The 14,384-nt window shown below is 55.4% G+C and carries 13 protein-coding genes, 4 tRNA genes, 1 other RNA gene and 1 pseudogene; 13 read left to right on the forward strand and 6 right to left on the reverse strand.

Annotation, left to right across the window (positions count from 1 at the left end; translation table 11 throughout):
- Window positions 1-396, forward strand: a complete 396-nt coding sequence (locus tag AAHB66_RS16590; protein ID WP_347113657.1) for a YfeC-like transcriptional regulator — start codon at window positions 1-3, stop codon at window positions 394-396.
- A 43-nt stretch (window positions 397-439) separates the two neighbouring features.
- Here the strand turns inward: AAHB66_RS16590 and gltX are convergent, their stop codons facing one another.
- Window positions 440-1,855, reverse strand: a complete 1,416-nt coding sequence (gene gltX, locus AAHB66_RS16595) for a glutamate--tRNA ligase (protein ID WP_106994676.1) — start codon at window positions 1,853-1,855, stop codon at window positions 440-442.
- 257 nt (window positions 1,856-2,112) lie between these two features.
- Between gltX and AAHB66_RS16600 the strand changes: the two genes are divergently transcribed.
- The 6 genes from AAHB66_RS16600 to AAHB66_RS16625 all read left to right on the forward strand — a co-directional run bounded on the left by AAHB66_RS16600 (window position 2,113) and on the right by AAHB66_RS16625 (window position 3,109).
- Window positions 2,113-2,188: transfer RNA gene (locus AAHB66_RS16600), tRNA-Val, on the forward strand.
- A gap of 42 nt (window positions 2,189-2,230) precedes the next feature.
- Window positions 2,231-2,307: transfer RNA gene (locus tag AAHB66_RS16605), tRNA-Val, on the forward strand.
- A 30-nt stretch (window positions 2,308-2,337) separates the two neighbouring features.
- Window positions 2,338-2,414: transfer RNA gene (locus tag AAHB66_RS16610), tRNA-Val, on the forward strand.
- 4 nt (window positions 2,415-2,418) lie between these two features.
- Window positions 2,419-2,494, forward strand: a tRNA-Lys gene (locus AAHB66_RS16615).
- A 29-nt stretch (window positions 2,495-2,523) separates the two neighbouring features.
- Window positions 2,524-2,647, forward strand: a non-coding RNA gene (locus tag AAHB66_RS16620) — RtT sRNA.
- Between the two features lie 120 nt (window positions 2,648-2,767).
- Window positions 2,768-3,109, forward strand: coding sequence for a FlxA-like family protein (locus AAHB66_RS16625; protein ID WP_347113659.1), 342 nt, complete (start codon window positions 2,768-2,770; stop codon window positions 3,107-3,109).
- Here the strand turns inward: AAHB66_RS16625 and AAHB66_RS16630 are convergent.
- Window positions 3,106-4,043 (reverse strand): annotated as a pseudogene (locus AAHB66_RS16630) (LysR substrate-binding domain-containing protein). The gene AAHB66_RS16625 and the pseudogene AAHB66_RS16630 overlap by 4 nt on opposite strands.
- Window positions 4,044-4,132: 89 nt before the next feature.
- Between AAHB66_RS16630 and AAHB66_RS16635 the strand changes: the two are divergent.
- Window positions 4,133-5,131, forward strand: coding sequence for a bile acid:sodium symporter family protein (locus AAHB66_RS16635; protein ID WP_347113661.1), 999 nt, complete (start codon window positions 4,133-4,135; stop codon window positions 5,129-5,131).
- Here AAHB66_RS16635 and AAHB66_RS16640 read toward each other — a convergent pair.
- From AAHB66_RS16640 to zipA, 3 genes are all read right to left on the reverse strand, one after another.
- A complete protein-coding gene (locus AAHB66_RS16640; protein WP_032612964.1) occupies window positions 5,128-5,343 on the reverse strand; it encodes a DUF3820 family protein in 216 nt (71 codons plus the stop codon). The two genes, AAHB66_RS16635 and AAHB66_RS16640, sit on opposite strands and share 4 nt — an antisense overlap.
- A gap of 1 nt (window position 5,344) precedes the next feature.
- The gene (gene ligA / locus AAHB66_RS16645; protein WP_347113664.1) at window positions 5,345-7,360 is read right to left on the reverse strand and encodes an NAD-dependent DNA ligase LigA; all 2,016 of its coding nucleotides are present in this window, start codon (window positions 7,358-7,360) and stop codon (window positions 5,345-5,347) included.
- Between the two features lie 72 nt (window positions 7,361-7,432).
- Window positions 7,433-8,410, reverse strand: a complete 978-nt coding sequence (zipA, locus tag AAHB66_RS16650) for a cell division protein ZipA (RefSeq protein ID WP_347113666.1) — start codon at window positions 8,408-8,410, stop codon at window positions 7,433-7,435.
- A gap of 230 nt (window positions 8,411-8,640) precedes the next feature.
- On the opposite strand from zipA, the gene cysZ reads away from it, so the two are divergent.
- From cysZ to crr, 5 genes are all read left to right on the forward strand, one after another.
- Entirely contained in the window at window positions 8,641-9,402 is a 762-nt protein-coding gene (cysZ, locus tag AAHB66_RS16655) for a sulfate transporter CysZ (RefSeq protein ID WP_347113667.1), read from the forward strand.
- A 163-nt stretch (window positions 9,403-9,565) separates the two neighbouring features.
- Window positions 9,566-10,537, forward strand: coding sequence for a cysteine synthase A (gene cysK / locus AAHB66_RS16660; RefSeq protein WP_106994669.1), 972 nt, complete (start codon window positions 9,566-9,568; stop codon window positions 10,535-10,537).
- A 381-nt stretch (window positions 10,538-10,918) separates the two neighbouring features.
- Window positions 10,919-11,176: a phosphocarrier protein Hpr gene (ptsH, locus tag AAHB66_RS16665; RefSeq protein WP_000487600.1), complete on the forward strand. Its 258-nt coding sequence runs from the start codon at window positions 10,919-10,921 to the stop codon at window positions 11,174-11,176.
- A gap of 45 nt (window positions 11,177-11,221) precedes the next feature.
- Complete coding sequence (ptsI, locus tag AAHB66_RS16670; protein WP_347113671.1) at window positions 11,222-12,949, forward strand: phosphoenolpyruvate-protein phosphotransferase PtsI; 1,728 nt, start codon at window positions 11,222-11,224, stop codon at window positions 12,947-12,949.
- 43 nt (window positions 12,950-12,992) lie between these two features.
- The gene (gene crr, locus AAHB66_RS16675; protein WP_032612978.1) at window positions 12,993-13,496 is read left to right on the forward strand and encodes a PTS glucose transporter subunit IIA; all 504 of its coding nucleotides are present in this window, start codon (window positions 12,993-12,995) and stop codon (window positions 13,494-13,496) included.
- A 48-nt stretch (window positions 13,497-13,544) separates the two neighbouring features.
- On the opposite strand, the gene pdxK is transcribed toward crr, so the two are convergent.
- Window positions 13,545-14,381 (reverse strand): pyridoxine/pyridoxal/pyridoxamine kinase, encoded by an 837-nt coding sequence (gene pdxK / locus AAHB66_RS16680; RefSeq protein WP_347113672.1) that lies wholly within the window; start codon window positions 14,379-14,381, stop codon window positions 13,545-13,547.
- Between the last annotated feature and the right edge of the window lie 3 nt (window positions 14,382-14,384).

The raw sequence follows: 14,384 nt of genomic DNA on the forward strand, positions 1-14,384 counted from the left end.
ATGAAAAAATTACGTAGCAAAATGACCACCGAGGAGCTGGCGGAGACGCTGGGTGTCGCCAGGCAGACCGTAAACCGCTGGGTGCGCAAGAATGGCTGGAAGACGGAAGGCATTAATGGTGTAAAAGGTGGACGGGCGCGCCTCATCCATATAGATGCGCAGGTGCGTGGGCACATTATGAATATTCCGGCCATTCGTAAACGCCAGGCGTTTTACCAGCTGGCAGAGACCGCGGCCAGCTACGGTGATGCGAAACCCGTTGCCGTGCTGCCTGGGATCGTCAACGCGCTGGAGAATATGACCTTAGCGGAGCAAGAGCGGCTTGAAACGCTGCTTACGCGGGAAGGGATACAGGGTTTTCTCATGCGGCTGAGCATTCATCAGCCAGAGGAATAAAAAACGGCAGGGAAACCTGCCGTTTTGTTTTTTAGCTATTTGATTACTGCTGGCTTTCGCGCTCAGCAATAAAGTCCAGCGCTCTGTTGATACGCGCCACGCTGCGGGTTTTGCCAATCGCGTGGACCGTAACGTCCAGCGCCGGAGACTGGCCGGCACCGGTCACGGCTACGCGCAGCGGCATGCCGACTTTACCCATCCCGACTTCCAGCTCATCCGCCGTCGCCTGAATGGCATGGTGCACATTCTCAGCGCTCCAGTCGGTAATGGCGGCCAGCTTGTCGCGAACCACTTCCAGCGGCTGACGTGCAACCGGACGCAGGTGCTTCTTCGCCGCGTCGGCGTCGAACTCGTCATACTCTTCATAGAAGTAGCGGCAGTTTTCCGCGATCTCTTTCAGGGTCTTACAACGTTCACCCAGCAGTTTAATCAGGTCGGCCAGCTGTGGGCCGTTGCGGGTGTCGATATTCGCCTGCTCAATATGCCACTGCAGCTGGGTCGCAACGTACTCTGGCGGCAGGGTATTGATGTAGTGATGGTTCAGCCACAGCAGTTTATCGGTATTGAACGCACTGGCAGACTTCCCTACCGCGCTCAGGGTGAAGAGCTGGATCATCTCTTCACGGCTGAAGATCTCCTGATCGCCGTGGGACCAGCCCAGACGCACCAGATAGTTAAGCAGTGCTTCCGGCAGATAGCCGTCGTCACGGTACTGCATCACGCTGACTGCGCCATGACGTTTGGACAGCTTTTTACCGTCGTCGCCGTTGATCATCGACACGTGCGCATAAACCGGAACCGGTGCATTCAGCGCTTTGAGGATGTTGATCTGACGTGGGGTGTTGTTGATGTGGTCTTCGCCACGCACCACGTGGGTGATCGCCATATCCCAGTCATCAACCACAACGCAGAAGTTATAGGTTGGAGAACCGTCGGTACGGCGGATGATCAGATCGTCCAGCTCCTGGTTGCTGAATTCGATCGGGCCGCGGATCTGATCGTCAAAGATGACCGAACCTTCCTGCGGGTTTGCGAAACGCACCACGCACGGCTCGTCCGCGGCGTGATGTTGATGATCGTGGCGGCAGCGGCCGTCGTAACGTGGCTTTTCATTATTCGCCATCTGCTCTTCGCGCAGGGCTTCCAGACGCTCTTTCGAGCAGTAGCACTTATATGCCGTGCCCGCTTCAAGCATTTCATCAATAACCGCATTGTAGCGATCGAAACGTTTGGTCTGGAAATACGGGCCTTCATCCCACTCCAGATTAAGCCAGTTCATACCATCCATAATGGCTTCGATTGCTTCCGGCGTGGAGCGTTCGAGATCGGTGTCTTCGATACGCAGCACAAACTCACCGCCCTGGTTGCGAGCAAACAGCCAGGAATAGAGAGCAGTACGCGCGCCGCCGACGTGCAGATAGCCGGTCGGGCTTGGCGCGAAGCGAGTTTTGATTTTCATGAAGTGGCCTTACAGTGATAAAGATGCCGACAACCGGCATATCCTGGAAACGAAAGTGGGCAATATTCTATCACTCCAGCCTGATTCCTCAATCTTGTTGCTGTCAGATCGTTGTTCATAGCCGTTTTTGTTTAGAAATCATGCGCCACTGATGCTTTCGCGATCGTTTTGTTTAATTTTACGACGAACGAACAAAATCTTTAGAAAAGCCGTTGACTCATTTTCAACTCTCCCTATAATGCGACTCCACACAGCGGGGGTGATTAGCTCAGTTGGTAGAGCATCTCCTTTACACGGAGGGGGTCGGCGGTTCGAGCCCGTCATCACCCACCATCTACTTCGATAGATGCCGCAGTGTAGATAAGAATTGAGAATGGGCGATTAGCTCAGTTGGTAGAGCATCTCCTTTACACGGAGGGGGGTCGGCGGTTCGAGCCCGTCATCGCCCACCATTCTCACCTTATCGATAGCAGTTCCGAAATGGGCGATTAGCTCAGTTGGTAGAGCATCTCCTTTACACGGAGGGGGGTCGGCGGTTCGAGCCCGTCATCGCCCACCATTTCGGGTCGTTAGCTCAGTTGGTAGAGCAGTTGACTTTTAATCAATTGGTCGCAGGTTCGAATCCTGCACGACCCACCAATGTAAAAAGGCGCCCTAAAGGCGCCTTTTTGCTATCTGCGATATGGACGATTCGAACCTGCAGCAGGTTCGAGCCGAACGCAGTGAGGCACCGGAGCCGTACGGCGACGGCCCGAAGGGCGAGCGAAGCGAGTCATCCTGCACGACCCACCAATGTAAAAAGGCGCCCTAAAGGCGCCTTTTTGCTATCTGCTATTCCTGCCAATACAGGTAGGTGTACTCAAGTACTTCTATTCCCTGCCGATATCTCTTATTTGGCAAGAGACTATCGATATGACAACCATTCAGACATCCACACCGTCCGTACAGACCCAAAGCAGCGGCAGCAGCAGCGCGGGTGGCAGCGACATTGCGTCGCAGATCAGCCGCCTGACCTCGCAAATCACTAAACTGACCAAACAGCTGAAAGACGTTGCCAACGGCAGCGGCACGGCTGAAGAGAAACAGACCCAGCAGGACCTGCTGCAGGCGCAGATCAGAATGCTGCAGGCGCAGCTGGAGCAGTTGCAGCGCCGTCAGGCAGAAGAAGCGCAGCAGAAGCAGGATAAACAGCAGGGGAAAGTGGAAGGCGTTAACTCCCCGTCTGCCGATCACCAGATTGATATCTACGTTTAACGTTCCCCGGAAGTAAACAGGGGATCCCGTATGCGGGCCTCGGTCAGCCGCTGCGCCTGCATACGCACCACCTCCCACAGCGCCTGTGCCGCCCCTGACAGCGAGCGATTCTTGCGGCGAACCAGCATCAGCTTGCGCTCGACGATCGGTGTGAAGCGTTTGACCGTTAAGCGGCTCCCCCTGGGGCAACGGCAGCGCCAGCGCCGGAAGGACGCTGATGCCGATTCCGGCTTCCACCATCGGAAAGAGCGTCGCGGGATGCCCAATCTCCTGCACGATCGTCGCCCTCACCTGCTGTTCTGCAAGGGCCGCATCAATCAGCGGCCGGCTGCCGGAAGCGTAATCCTGTAATACCAGCTTTGCCCCCCTGCAGCGCCTGCCAGGTGACCTGCTCCCGGGCGGCAAGGGGATCGTCATCACGACAGAGCAGCAAAAAGGGCTCCGAAAGCACCTCTTCGCACTCGAGATCGCTGACCGGCCCCGGATCAATAACAATCCCGAAATCCACCTCCCCCTGGCGGATGCTCTCCAGCACCCACTGCTGCGGTCGGTCGTGCAGCACAAAATTAATATCCGGGTACTGGTGATTACTTTGCGCGATGCAGTGCGGAATAAGATGCGCTGAAATGGTCTGGCTGGCGGCCACGCGTACCGTTCCGGAGAGCTGCTGCCCTACCCGCCCCACGTCCCGCAGAGTGCTTGAGAGCTCATCGAGGATCCGCTCCAGCCGGGCCGCCAGCTGATGGCCCGCCTCCGTCAGCATCACTTCCCGAGTAGTTCTGTCGATCAGCCGCACGCCGGTCTGCTGCTCCAGCTCTTTCACGCTGTGGCTGACCGCCGACTGGCTCAGGCCGATAATCTCACCTGCACGGCTAAAACTTTTCGCCTGCGCGACTGTGACAAAAACACGCAACTGTCGTAACGAGTAATTCATCTGTTTTACTCATGAATAGATGTAATAAATCAATTTTATTTCTCAAAAGGAAGAAAGCACAATAGCGCTATCTGATTTCAGGAGTGTTTATGAAACTTTTTCGTATTCTCGATCCGTTCACCATCACCCTTATCGTCGTTGTTCTGCTCGCCTCCTTCTTCCCCGCCCGGGGTGGCTTTGTGCCCTTTTTTGAAGGTCTCACCACCGCCGCCATCGCGCTGCTGTTCTTTATGCACGGGGCAAAACTCTCCCGGGAAGCGATTATCTCAGGCGGTAGCCACTGGCGACTGCATCTGTGGGTAATGTGCAGCACCTTTGTCCTCTTCCCGGTGCTGGGTGTGCTTTTTGCCTGGTGGGCGCCGGTCAACGTCGACCCGGCACTCTATACCGGCTTCCTGTATCTCTGCATTTTGCCCGCCACGGTGCAGTCAGCGATCGCCTTTACGTCGATGGCGGGTGGCAACGTGGCGGCAGCCGTTTGCTCGGCGTCTGCCTCCAGCCTGCTGGGGATTTTCCTCTCGCCGCTGCTGGTTGGGCTGGTGATGGACATGCACGGGGCGGAAGGCAGTCTGGAGCAGGTGGGTAAAATCATGCTGCAGTTGCTGCTGCCGTTTGTGCTGGGGCATCTTTCCCGTCCGTGGATCGGAGCCTTTGTGGCGAAGCATAAGAAGTGGATTGCCAAAACCGATCAATCATCGATTCTGCTGGTGGTTTACTCCGCCTTCAGCGAAGCCGTGGTCAATGGCATCTGGCATAAAGTCGGGGTCGGGTCGCTGCTGTTTATCGTGGTGGTGAGCCTGGTTCTTCTGGCACTCGTCATTGCTATCAACGTGTTTGCCGCGCGCCGCTTCGGGTTCAACAAAGCCGATGAAATTACCATTGTCTTCTGCGGTTCGAAAAAGAGCCTGGCAAACGGGATCCCGATGGCCAACATTCTGTTTCCGACTTCGGTGATTGGGATGATGGTGCTGCCGCTGATGATCTTCCACCAGCTGCAGCTCATGATTTGCGCGGTCATGGCGCGTCGCTACAAACGCCAGACCGATGAGTTGCAGGCCCGGGAGCAGGCCCGCACGGCAAAGGTTTAAGGACGACGCAGGGGCTGAACCAGCTGGGTCAGTCCTTCGGTTTTAATCAGTAACGTGAGCGCCATCAGCTCGCCAAGATGCCCGGCAGGAAACTCATCCTTACGGGCAAACCACAGCAAATACTCTTCCGGCACATCAATCAGCCGACGGCCTTTGTACTTACCGAACGGCATCTCGGTATTGGCTATCTCGATAAGCTGCGCTTTATCCACGTTACTCTCCTAACAGACGCAGCATCTCTGCTTCATCAATGACGTCAATCCCCAGCTCCTGCGCCTTCGCCAGCTTGGAGCCCGCCGCTTCACCGGCAATCACCAGGTCGGTTTTCTTCGACACGCTGCCAGCCACTTTAGCCCCCAGCGCCACCAGACGCGCTTTGGCGTCATCGCGTGAGAGCTGGCTCAGGCTGCCGGTCAGCACCACCGTCTTCCCGGCGAACGGGCTGTCGATCTCTTCGGCATTGATCACCTGCGGCGCCGGCCAGCGAATGCCTTCATTAAGCAGCTGGCCAATAACCTCGCGGTTGCTCTCTTCCGAGAAGAAGTTAAAGACGTGAGTCGCCACCACGATGCCGACGTCCGGCACCTTTTGCAGCTCGTCAATGGTGGCTTTCTCTAGCGCCTCCAGCGTACCAAAGTACGCCGCCAGCCCTGCCGCGGTCGCCTCCCCTACTTCGCGGATACCGAGCGCGTAGAGGAAACGGGCAAAGGTGGTGTCTTTGGATTTTTCCAGCGCGTCGGCCACGTTCTGCGCGGATTTTGGCCCCATGCGATCCAGCCCGGTCAGCTTACCTGGCGTCAGGCGGAACAGGTCAGCTGGCGTATGAACGTACTCTTTCTCCACCAGCTGGTCGATGATTTTGTCGCCCATGCCGTCGACGTCCATCGCCCGGCGTGAGACGAAGTGCTTCAGAGACTCTTTGCGCTGGGCGCCGCAGACTAAACCGCCGGTACAGCGGGCCACGGCCTCGCCTTCGACGCGCTCAACGTCTGAACCGCACACCGGACAGTGGGTCGGGAATTCGACCGCGCGCGTATCCTCGGGACGTTCTGACTCCACCACGTTAACCACCTGCGGGATCACGTCCCCGGCGCGGCGGATAACCACTTTATCGCCGATACGCAGCCCAAGTCGGTCGATCTCATCGGCGTTATGCAGGGTCGCATTGCTGACCAGCACCCCGGCGACCTGGACGGGCTCCAGACGCGCAACCGGCGTTATCGCCCCGGTACGCCCCACCTGGAACTCCACGTCGCGCACGAAAGTCATCTGCTCCTGGGCCGGGAACTTAAAGGCGACCGCCCAGCGCGGCGCGCGGGCGACAAAGCCCAGCTGTTCCTGCAGCGCGAGGGAGTTGACTTTGATCACCACCCCGTCGATATCAAAGCCCAGCACAGGACGATCGGCTTCGACCTGGCGATAAAATGCCAGTACCGCTTCCGGGGAGTCGCACAGCTGGACACGGTTACTGACCGGTAGCCCCCAGGCCTTAAACTGCAGCAGGCGACCCAGATGGGTATCAGGCAGCTCGCCCCCCTCCAGGATGCCTACGCCGTAGCAGAAGAAGGTCAGCGGTCGCTTCGCGGTAATGCGCGGGTCCAGCTGGCGCAGCGAGCCTGCGGCAGCATTGCGCGGATTGGCGAAGATTTTTCCGCCGGTGCGGCGCGCCTCTTCGTTAATTTTTTCAAAGCCCGCCTGCGGCAGGAACACTTCCCCGCGCACTTCCAGGCGTGCCGGAATGTTCTCGCCATGCAGCTTAAGCGGGATAGCGCGGATGGTGCGCACGTTGCTGGTAATGTCTTCGCCGGTGGTGCCGTCGCCGCGCGTGGCTGCCCGGGTCATCACCCCGTTTTCATACAGAATGCTGACGGCCAGACCATCCAGCTTCAGCTCGCAGCACCAGCTCAGGGCATCGGTCTGCTTCAGGCGATCCTGAACACGCTTGTTGAAGGCGAGGAAGCTCTCTTCATCGAAGACGTTATCGAGCGACAGCATCGGCACTTCATGACGCACCTGGCTGAAAAAGGCCAGCGGCGCAGCGCCGACACGCTGGGTGGGTGAGTCCGGGGTAATTAAATCGGGACGCTGCGCTTCCAGCTCGCGCAGTTCACGCATCAAACGGTCATATTCCGCGTCCGGTACTTCGGGCGCATCCATCACATGATAGAGATATTCATGGTGGCGAAGCGTGGTTCGCAGTTCGGTAAGTTGTTGTTCGATTGAGTCCATGTGTCGCACCATTAATGAGAAAAACCCCCCGACATGCGGGGGTTGAGGAGGTGTGAAACAAAACGCGGAAGTTTACGCGTTAGCTTCTTTAACTTCGCGGATGCGGTCCTGATACTCGCGCAGTTTCTGCGGCGTCATCATTCGACGCTGATCGTCGAGCACCATACCGCCAACTTCGTCCGCGATATGCTGAGCAGACTGCAGCATCAGCTTGAAGTTTTGCAGTTCATCGCCATAAGACGGCACCTGCATAAAGATGGTAATGCCCGGGGTGGTGAAATCACCGGTCATCTCCGGATCAAAGGTGCCCGGGTTAACCATGTTTGCCAGGCTGAACAGCGAAGGGCCGCTCCCGTCCGGGCTCAGATGGCGATGGAAGATATTCATATCGCCATATTTAAAGCCCGCCTGGTGGATGCTGTTGAGCAGCACTTCGCCATTAATCGTGGTGCCATGATGGGCCGCCACGCTCATGACAATGACCGTCTCTTTACGCTGCGGCTTTTCAACCACTGGCGCAGATTCGACGACCGGCTCCGGCTCGACAACAGGTGCAGGCGCGGGGGCCGGCTGCGGCTGCGGCGCGGAAGCGACAGGCTGAGGCGCCTGCTGCACGACCGGCTGCGGTTCAGGCTGAGCGGCATACTGGGGTTGCTGCACCGGTTGCTGGCGCACAGGCTCATGCTGCTGCGGTTGCGGCTGGTGTACCGGCTCGACCACCGGCTGCGGCGCAGCGGGACGTGGCTGAGCAGATGCGTAAGGCGGCTGGTACTGATGCTGCGGAGGCTGACGAGGCGCTTCTTGCTCCCCATGGCCTGCGCCGGGCGCAGTATTGGCCCGATGAACGCGTACTTCACCCACACCCTCGTCTTCCGTTTCTTCGATATCGTCATCGCTATCGTCGTCACGAGTAGACTTCATGCGCTTCAGTGGGCGATCGCGAAACATAGAAGAGCGCTCTTTACGGCTGGTCCAGAAACCATGTACCAGTAAAGCGATTATGGCGATCGCGCCAACAATGATTAATATCAGACGCAAATCCTGCATCATTATATTCTCTGTTGTTCTAACACCTTGCCACCACGGCAAACATTTACTCACTAAGAGTATTTGCCGATTACGTCAAGTGCAAGTGTATGCGGAGCATTCGCAGCATAAAGATGAACTAAATCGTGCTTTTTGCTGTTTTTTCGAACATTTCCGAACTGGTCAACGCGCCGCAACTGGCTAATATAGGCAGGCAACTTTACTGGTTGTGATAAAAGGAGCTCAACCTGGTTATGGTTTCATCAACATCTTCCCCTCCCCGCAGCGGCGTCTGGTACTTTTCTCAGGGCTGGAAACTGGTTTCGCTGCCGGGCATCCGGCGCTTTGTGATCCTCCCGCTGCTGATTAACATTCTGCTGATGGGAGGTGCCTTCTGGTGGCTGTTTACCCGCCTGGACACCTGGATCCCGGCGCTCATGAGCCACGTCCCCGACTGGCTGCAGTGGCTGAGCTACCTGCTGTGGCCAGTAGCGATCGTCTCGGTGTTGTTGGTGTTCGGCTACTTCTTCTCAACCCTGGCGAACTGGATAGCCGCGCCCTTTAACGGCCTGCTGGCAGAACAGCTGGAAGCGCGGCTGACGGGGGCTACGCCGCCGGACACCGGCGTGCTGGGCATCATGAAAGATCTGCCGCGCATTATGAAGCGTGAATGGCAGAAGTTCGCCTGGTACCTGCCTCGCGCCATCGTGTTGCTGATCCTCTACTTTATCCCGGGTATCGGGCAGACGGTTGCCCCGGTGCTCTGGTTCCTGTTCAGCGCGTGGATGCTGGCAATCCAGTATTGCGACTACCCGTTCGATAACCACAAAGTCCCGTTCAAAGAGATGCGTACCTCCCTGCGTGCCCGCAAAATGATCAATATGCAGTTTGGCGCGCTTACCAGCCTGTTCACCATGATCCCGTTCCTGAACCTGTTCATCATGCCGGTTGCGGTTTGCGGCGCAACGGCGATGTGGGTCGACTGTTACCGTGATAAACACGCCTTATGGAAATAATGCAAAAATGTGTAAACGAGGGATGGCTTATGCCATCCCTTATTCCATACTGATCCCCATTATTTCCACGCAGCATATAGATATGCGAATTCCTTACTTCCCCATACTTATTCAACAGGTATGCTGGGTCGGTATCCCAATTTCAAACAGTTAAGGACAGGCCATGAGTAAGATTTTTGAAGACAACTCGCTGACTATCGGTCACACGCCCCTGGTTCGACTGAACCGTATCGGTAATGGACGCATTCTGGCGAAGGTAGAATCTCGTAACCCAAGCTTCAGCGTAAAATGCCGTATCGGTGCCAATATGATTTGGGATGCGGAAAAGCGTGGCGTGTTGAAACCGGGCGTTGAGCTGGTTGAGCCAACCAGCGGTAACACCGGTATTGCTCTGGCCTACGTCGCCGCCGCACGCGGTTACAAGCTGACGCTGACCATGCCAGAAACCATGAGTATTGAACGTCGTAAGCTGCTGAAAGCGCTGGGTGCGAACCTGGTGTTAACCGAAGGCGCAAAAGGGATGAAGGGCGCTATCCAGAAAGCTGAAGAAATTGTTGCCAGCGATCCGGCAAAATATCTGCTGCTCCAGCAGTTCAGCAACCCGGCTAACCCGGAAATTCACGAGAAGACCACCGGCCCGGAAATCTGGGAAGATACCGACGGTCAGGTTGATGTCTTTATTTCTGGCGTGGGTACCGGCGGCACGCTGACCGGCGTGTCTCGCTATATTAAAGGCACAAAAGGTAAAAAAGATCTGATTACCGTTGCCGTTGAGCCAACCGACTCCCCGGTCATTGCTCAGGCGCTGGCCGGTGAAGAGCTGAAACCTGGCCCGCATAAAATTCAGGGTATCGGTGCAGGCTTCATTCCGGGCAACCTGGATCTGAAACTGATTGATAAAGTCGTGGCTATCACTAACGATGAAGCCATCTCTACCGCCCGTCGTCTGATGGAAGAAGAAGGTATCCTGGCCGGGATCTCTTCCGGTGCTGCTGTAGCCGCGGCGCTGCAATTACTCGAAGATGAAACCTTTACCAATAAGAATATCGTGGTTATTCTTCCATCCTCGGGTGAGCGTTATTTAAGTACTGCACTGTTTGCCGATCTCTTCACAGAGAAAGAATTGCAACAGTAGTGCCAGAATGTAAATATCGCGTAAAAAAAGCACCCATCCGGGTGCTTTTTTTGTGGCCTGCTTCAAAGTTTTATCTCGTCTGGCATTGCTTCACCCTGTTAGCTCTGGTATTTAAGCTGACAATTATTTTGAAGCTCGAAATTAATCGATACACGAATTCCCGCTGCTGAATCGATTTTATGATTTGGTTCAAGTCTTGCTTTCGCGGCATAATGTTTAATGTCGAACGAGACGTCAGCAGCCTGACATGCCAGTACCGGAATACGTTTGACACATCTGTGCCTCGTGCCGTTAAGCCGGTGCTAACAATACAGGCTAAAGTCCTGCCGCCAGGCTAGACTTTAGTTCCACAACACTAAACCAATAAGTTGGGGAAATACAATGTTCCAGCAAGAAGTTACCATTACCGCTCCGAACGGTCTGCACACCCGCCCTGCTGCTCAGTTTGTTAAAGAAGCGAAAGGCTTCACTTCTGAGATCACTGTGACTTCCAACGGCAAAAGCGCCAGCGCAAAAAGCCTGTTCAAACTGCAGACTCTGGGTCTGACTCAGGGCACTGTTGTGACCATCTCCGCAGAAGGCGAAGACGAGCAGAAAGCAGTTGAGCATCTGGTAAAACTGATGGCTGAGCTCGAGTAAGTTTCCGGGTTCTTTGTAAAAATCAGTCACAAGTAAGGTAGGGTTATGATTTCAGGCATTTTAGCATCCCCGGGTATCGCTTTCGGCAAAGCACTGCTGCTGAAAGAAGACGAGATCGTCATCGACCGGAAAAAAATTTCTGCTGATAAGGTAAATCAGGAAGTTGAACGTTTTCTGAGTGGCCGTGCAAAAGCATCTGCGCAGCTGGAAACGATCAAAACTAAAGCTGGCGAAACTTTCGGTGAAGAAAAAGAAGCCATCTTCGAAGGGCACATCATGTTGCTCGAAGATGAGGAGCTGGAGCAGGAAATCATAGCCCTGATTAAAGATAAAGGCATGACGGCCGACGCGGCTGCCCATGAAGTTATCGAAGGTCAGGCGACTGCCCTGGAAGAGCTGGACGATGAATACCTGAAAGAGCGTGCGGCTGACGTGCGTGATATCGGTAAGCGCCTGCTGCGCAACATCCTCGGCCTGGCCATCATCGATCTGAGCGCGATTCAGGATGAAGTAATCCTGGTTGCTGCTGACCTGACCCCGTCAGAAACCGCACAGCTGAACCTGAACAAGGTGCTGGGTTTCATTACTGACGCCGGTGGCCGCACCTCCCACACCTCTATCATGGCGCGTTCTCTGGAACTGCCTGCCATCGTGGGTACCGGTAGCGTCACCTCTCAGGTTAAAAACGACGACTATCTGATTCTGGATGCCGTAAACAATCTGGTTTACGTCAACCCAACCAACGAGCAAATCGAACAGCTGCGTGCCGTTCAGGAACAGGTTGCGACCGAGAAAGCCGAACTGGCGAAACTGAAAGATCTGCCGGCTATCACGCTGGATGGTCATCAGGTTGAAGTCTGTGCCAACATCGGTACCGTGCGTGACGTTGATGGCGCAGAGCGCAACGGCGCAGAAGGTGTAGGCCTGTACCGTACCGAATTCCTGTTCATGGACCGTGACGCCCTGCCAACCGAAGAAGAGCAGTTTGCTGCTTATAAAGCGGTTGCTGAAGCATGCGGCTCACAGGCGGTTATCGTCCGTACCATGGACATCGGCGGCGACAAAGAGCTGCCATACATGAACTTCCCGAAAGAAGAGAACCCGTTCCTGGGCTGGCGTGCAGTGCGTATCGCCATGGATCGTAAAGAGATCCTGCGTGACCAGGTTCGTGCCATCCTGCGTGCTTCCGCTTTCGGTAAACTGCGCATCATGTTCCCGATGATCATCTCTGTTGAAGAAGTGCGTGCACTGAAGAAAGAGATCGAAATCTACAAACAGGAACTGCGCGACGAAGGTAAAGCCTTCGACGAAGCAATCGAAGTTGGCGTCATGGTGGAAACCCCAGCCGCAGCAACGATTGCCCGTCATTTAGCGAAAGAAGTCGATTTCTTTAGTATTGGTACCAACGATTTAACCCAGTACACCCTGGCAGTTGACCGTGGTAATGATATGATTTCACATCTTTACCAGCCAATGTCACCGTCCGTGCTGACGCTTATCAAGCAAGTTATTGATGCTTCTCATGCCGAAGGCAAATGGACTGGTATGTGTGGTGAGCTTGCAGGCGACGAACGTGCTACACTTCTGTTGCTGGGTATGGGTCTGGACGAGTTCTCAATGAGCGCCATTTCCATCCCTCGCATCAAGAAGATTATCCGTAACACGAACTTCGAAGATGCGAAGGTATTAGCAGAGCAGGCTCTTGCTCAACCGACAACGGACGAGTTAATGACGCTGGTTAACAAGTTCATTGAAGAAAAAACAATCTGCTAATCCACGAGATGCGGCCCAATTTACTGCTTAGGAGAGATGGCTAATGGGGTTATTTAGTAAACTGTTCGGTGACAAAGGCAACAGCGACACCGGAACTATTGAGATCGTTGCTCCGCTGTCTGGTGAAATCGTCAATATCGAAGACGTGCCGGATGTCGTGTTTGCAGAGAAAATTGTTGGTGATGGCATTGCTATCAAACCGACCGGTAACAAAATGGTTGCACCGGTTGATGGTACCATCGGTAAGATTTTTGAAACCAACCACGCATTTTCTATTGAATCTGATAGCGGTATTGAGCTGTTCGTTCACTTCGGTATCGACACCGTCGAGCTGAAAGGCGAAGGCTTCAAGCGTATCGCTGAAGAAGGCCAGCGCGTTAAAGTTGGCGACCCGGTTATTGAATTCGATCTGCCACTGCTGGAAGAGAAAGCCAAGTCTACCCTGACTCCGGTTGTTATCTCCAACATGGACGAAATCAAAGAACTGATCAAACTGTCCGGCAGCGTTACCGTGGGTGAAACCCCGGTTATCCGCATCAAGAAGTAATTTCTTGCCGCACAGAAAAATGGCGCCTTCGGGCGCCATTTTCGTTTGTCAGGCCGGCAGAACCAGCTCGTCGTAACCTTTTTCCTGGGTGTGCTGCATTACCTGCGTCACCCTGTCCCCTGCCCGGCTTATCGCCGCGGCCACGCTTTCGCGCTGTACCAGAGCGCTCACCAGCTCAGAGCAGAACAGATCCCCGGTGCCTTTCAGATCGGCCTGGATGCGTGGATGAGCGCTGACCGTCACGTTGTCGTGAGAGACCAGCACCACGTGGATGCTGTCAGCATCACCGGCAACCGGCGCGCTGGTTATTGCCACCCACTGCAGAGTATCGGAAAGCAGCCCTCTGGCAGCAGCAATGGCGCTGGCGTTGTCCCGGCACGATTTGCCGCTGAGGACTTCCAGCTCGTAGACGTTCGGGGTAATTCCCTGCGCCAGCGGCAGCAGGTGCTGGCGATAGGCTTCCGGGATCTCCGGTTTGACGTAGGTCCCGCTGTCGGTGTCACCAATCACCGGGTCCACCAGGATCAGCACATCAGGATGCTGCGCCTTTACCGCACGTAGCCACTCCGCCAGCAGGGCAATCTGGCTGACACTGCCCATATAGCCGGTAGTGACCGCTTTGAGCTCGCGCAGCACGTCGCGCTCGTCCAGCGCTTTCAGGTAGCCGCTGAACCATTCGTCGGGAATTACCCCGCCGTAAAAGGTGTCGTAGTGCGGGGTATTGCTGAACAGCACCGTCGGGATCGCCGTCACGTTGAGGTGATGCTGGCGAATATTGGGCACTGCAATGCTGTTACCGACGCTGCCGTACACCACCTGGGACTGCACTGCCACAATATCGGTCTGCTGCGCCCGGGTTTTGTCCCGGAATAAAATCATTTCCATAGC

Origin of the sequence: Leclercia sp. S52, assembly GCF_039727615.1 — a bacterium.
Taxonomy (GTDB): Bacteria; Pseudomonadota; Gammaproteobacteria; order Enterobacterales; family Enterobacteriaceae; genus Enterobacter; species Enterobacter adecarboxylatus_B.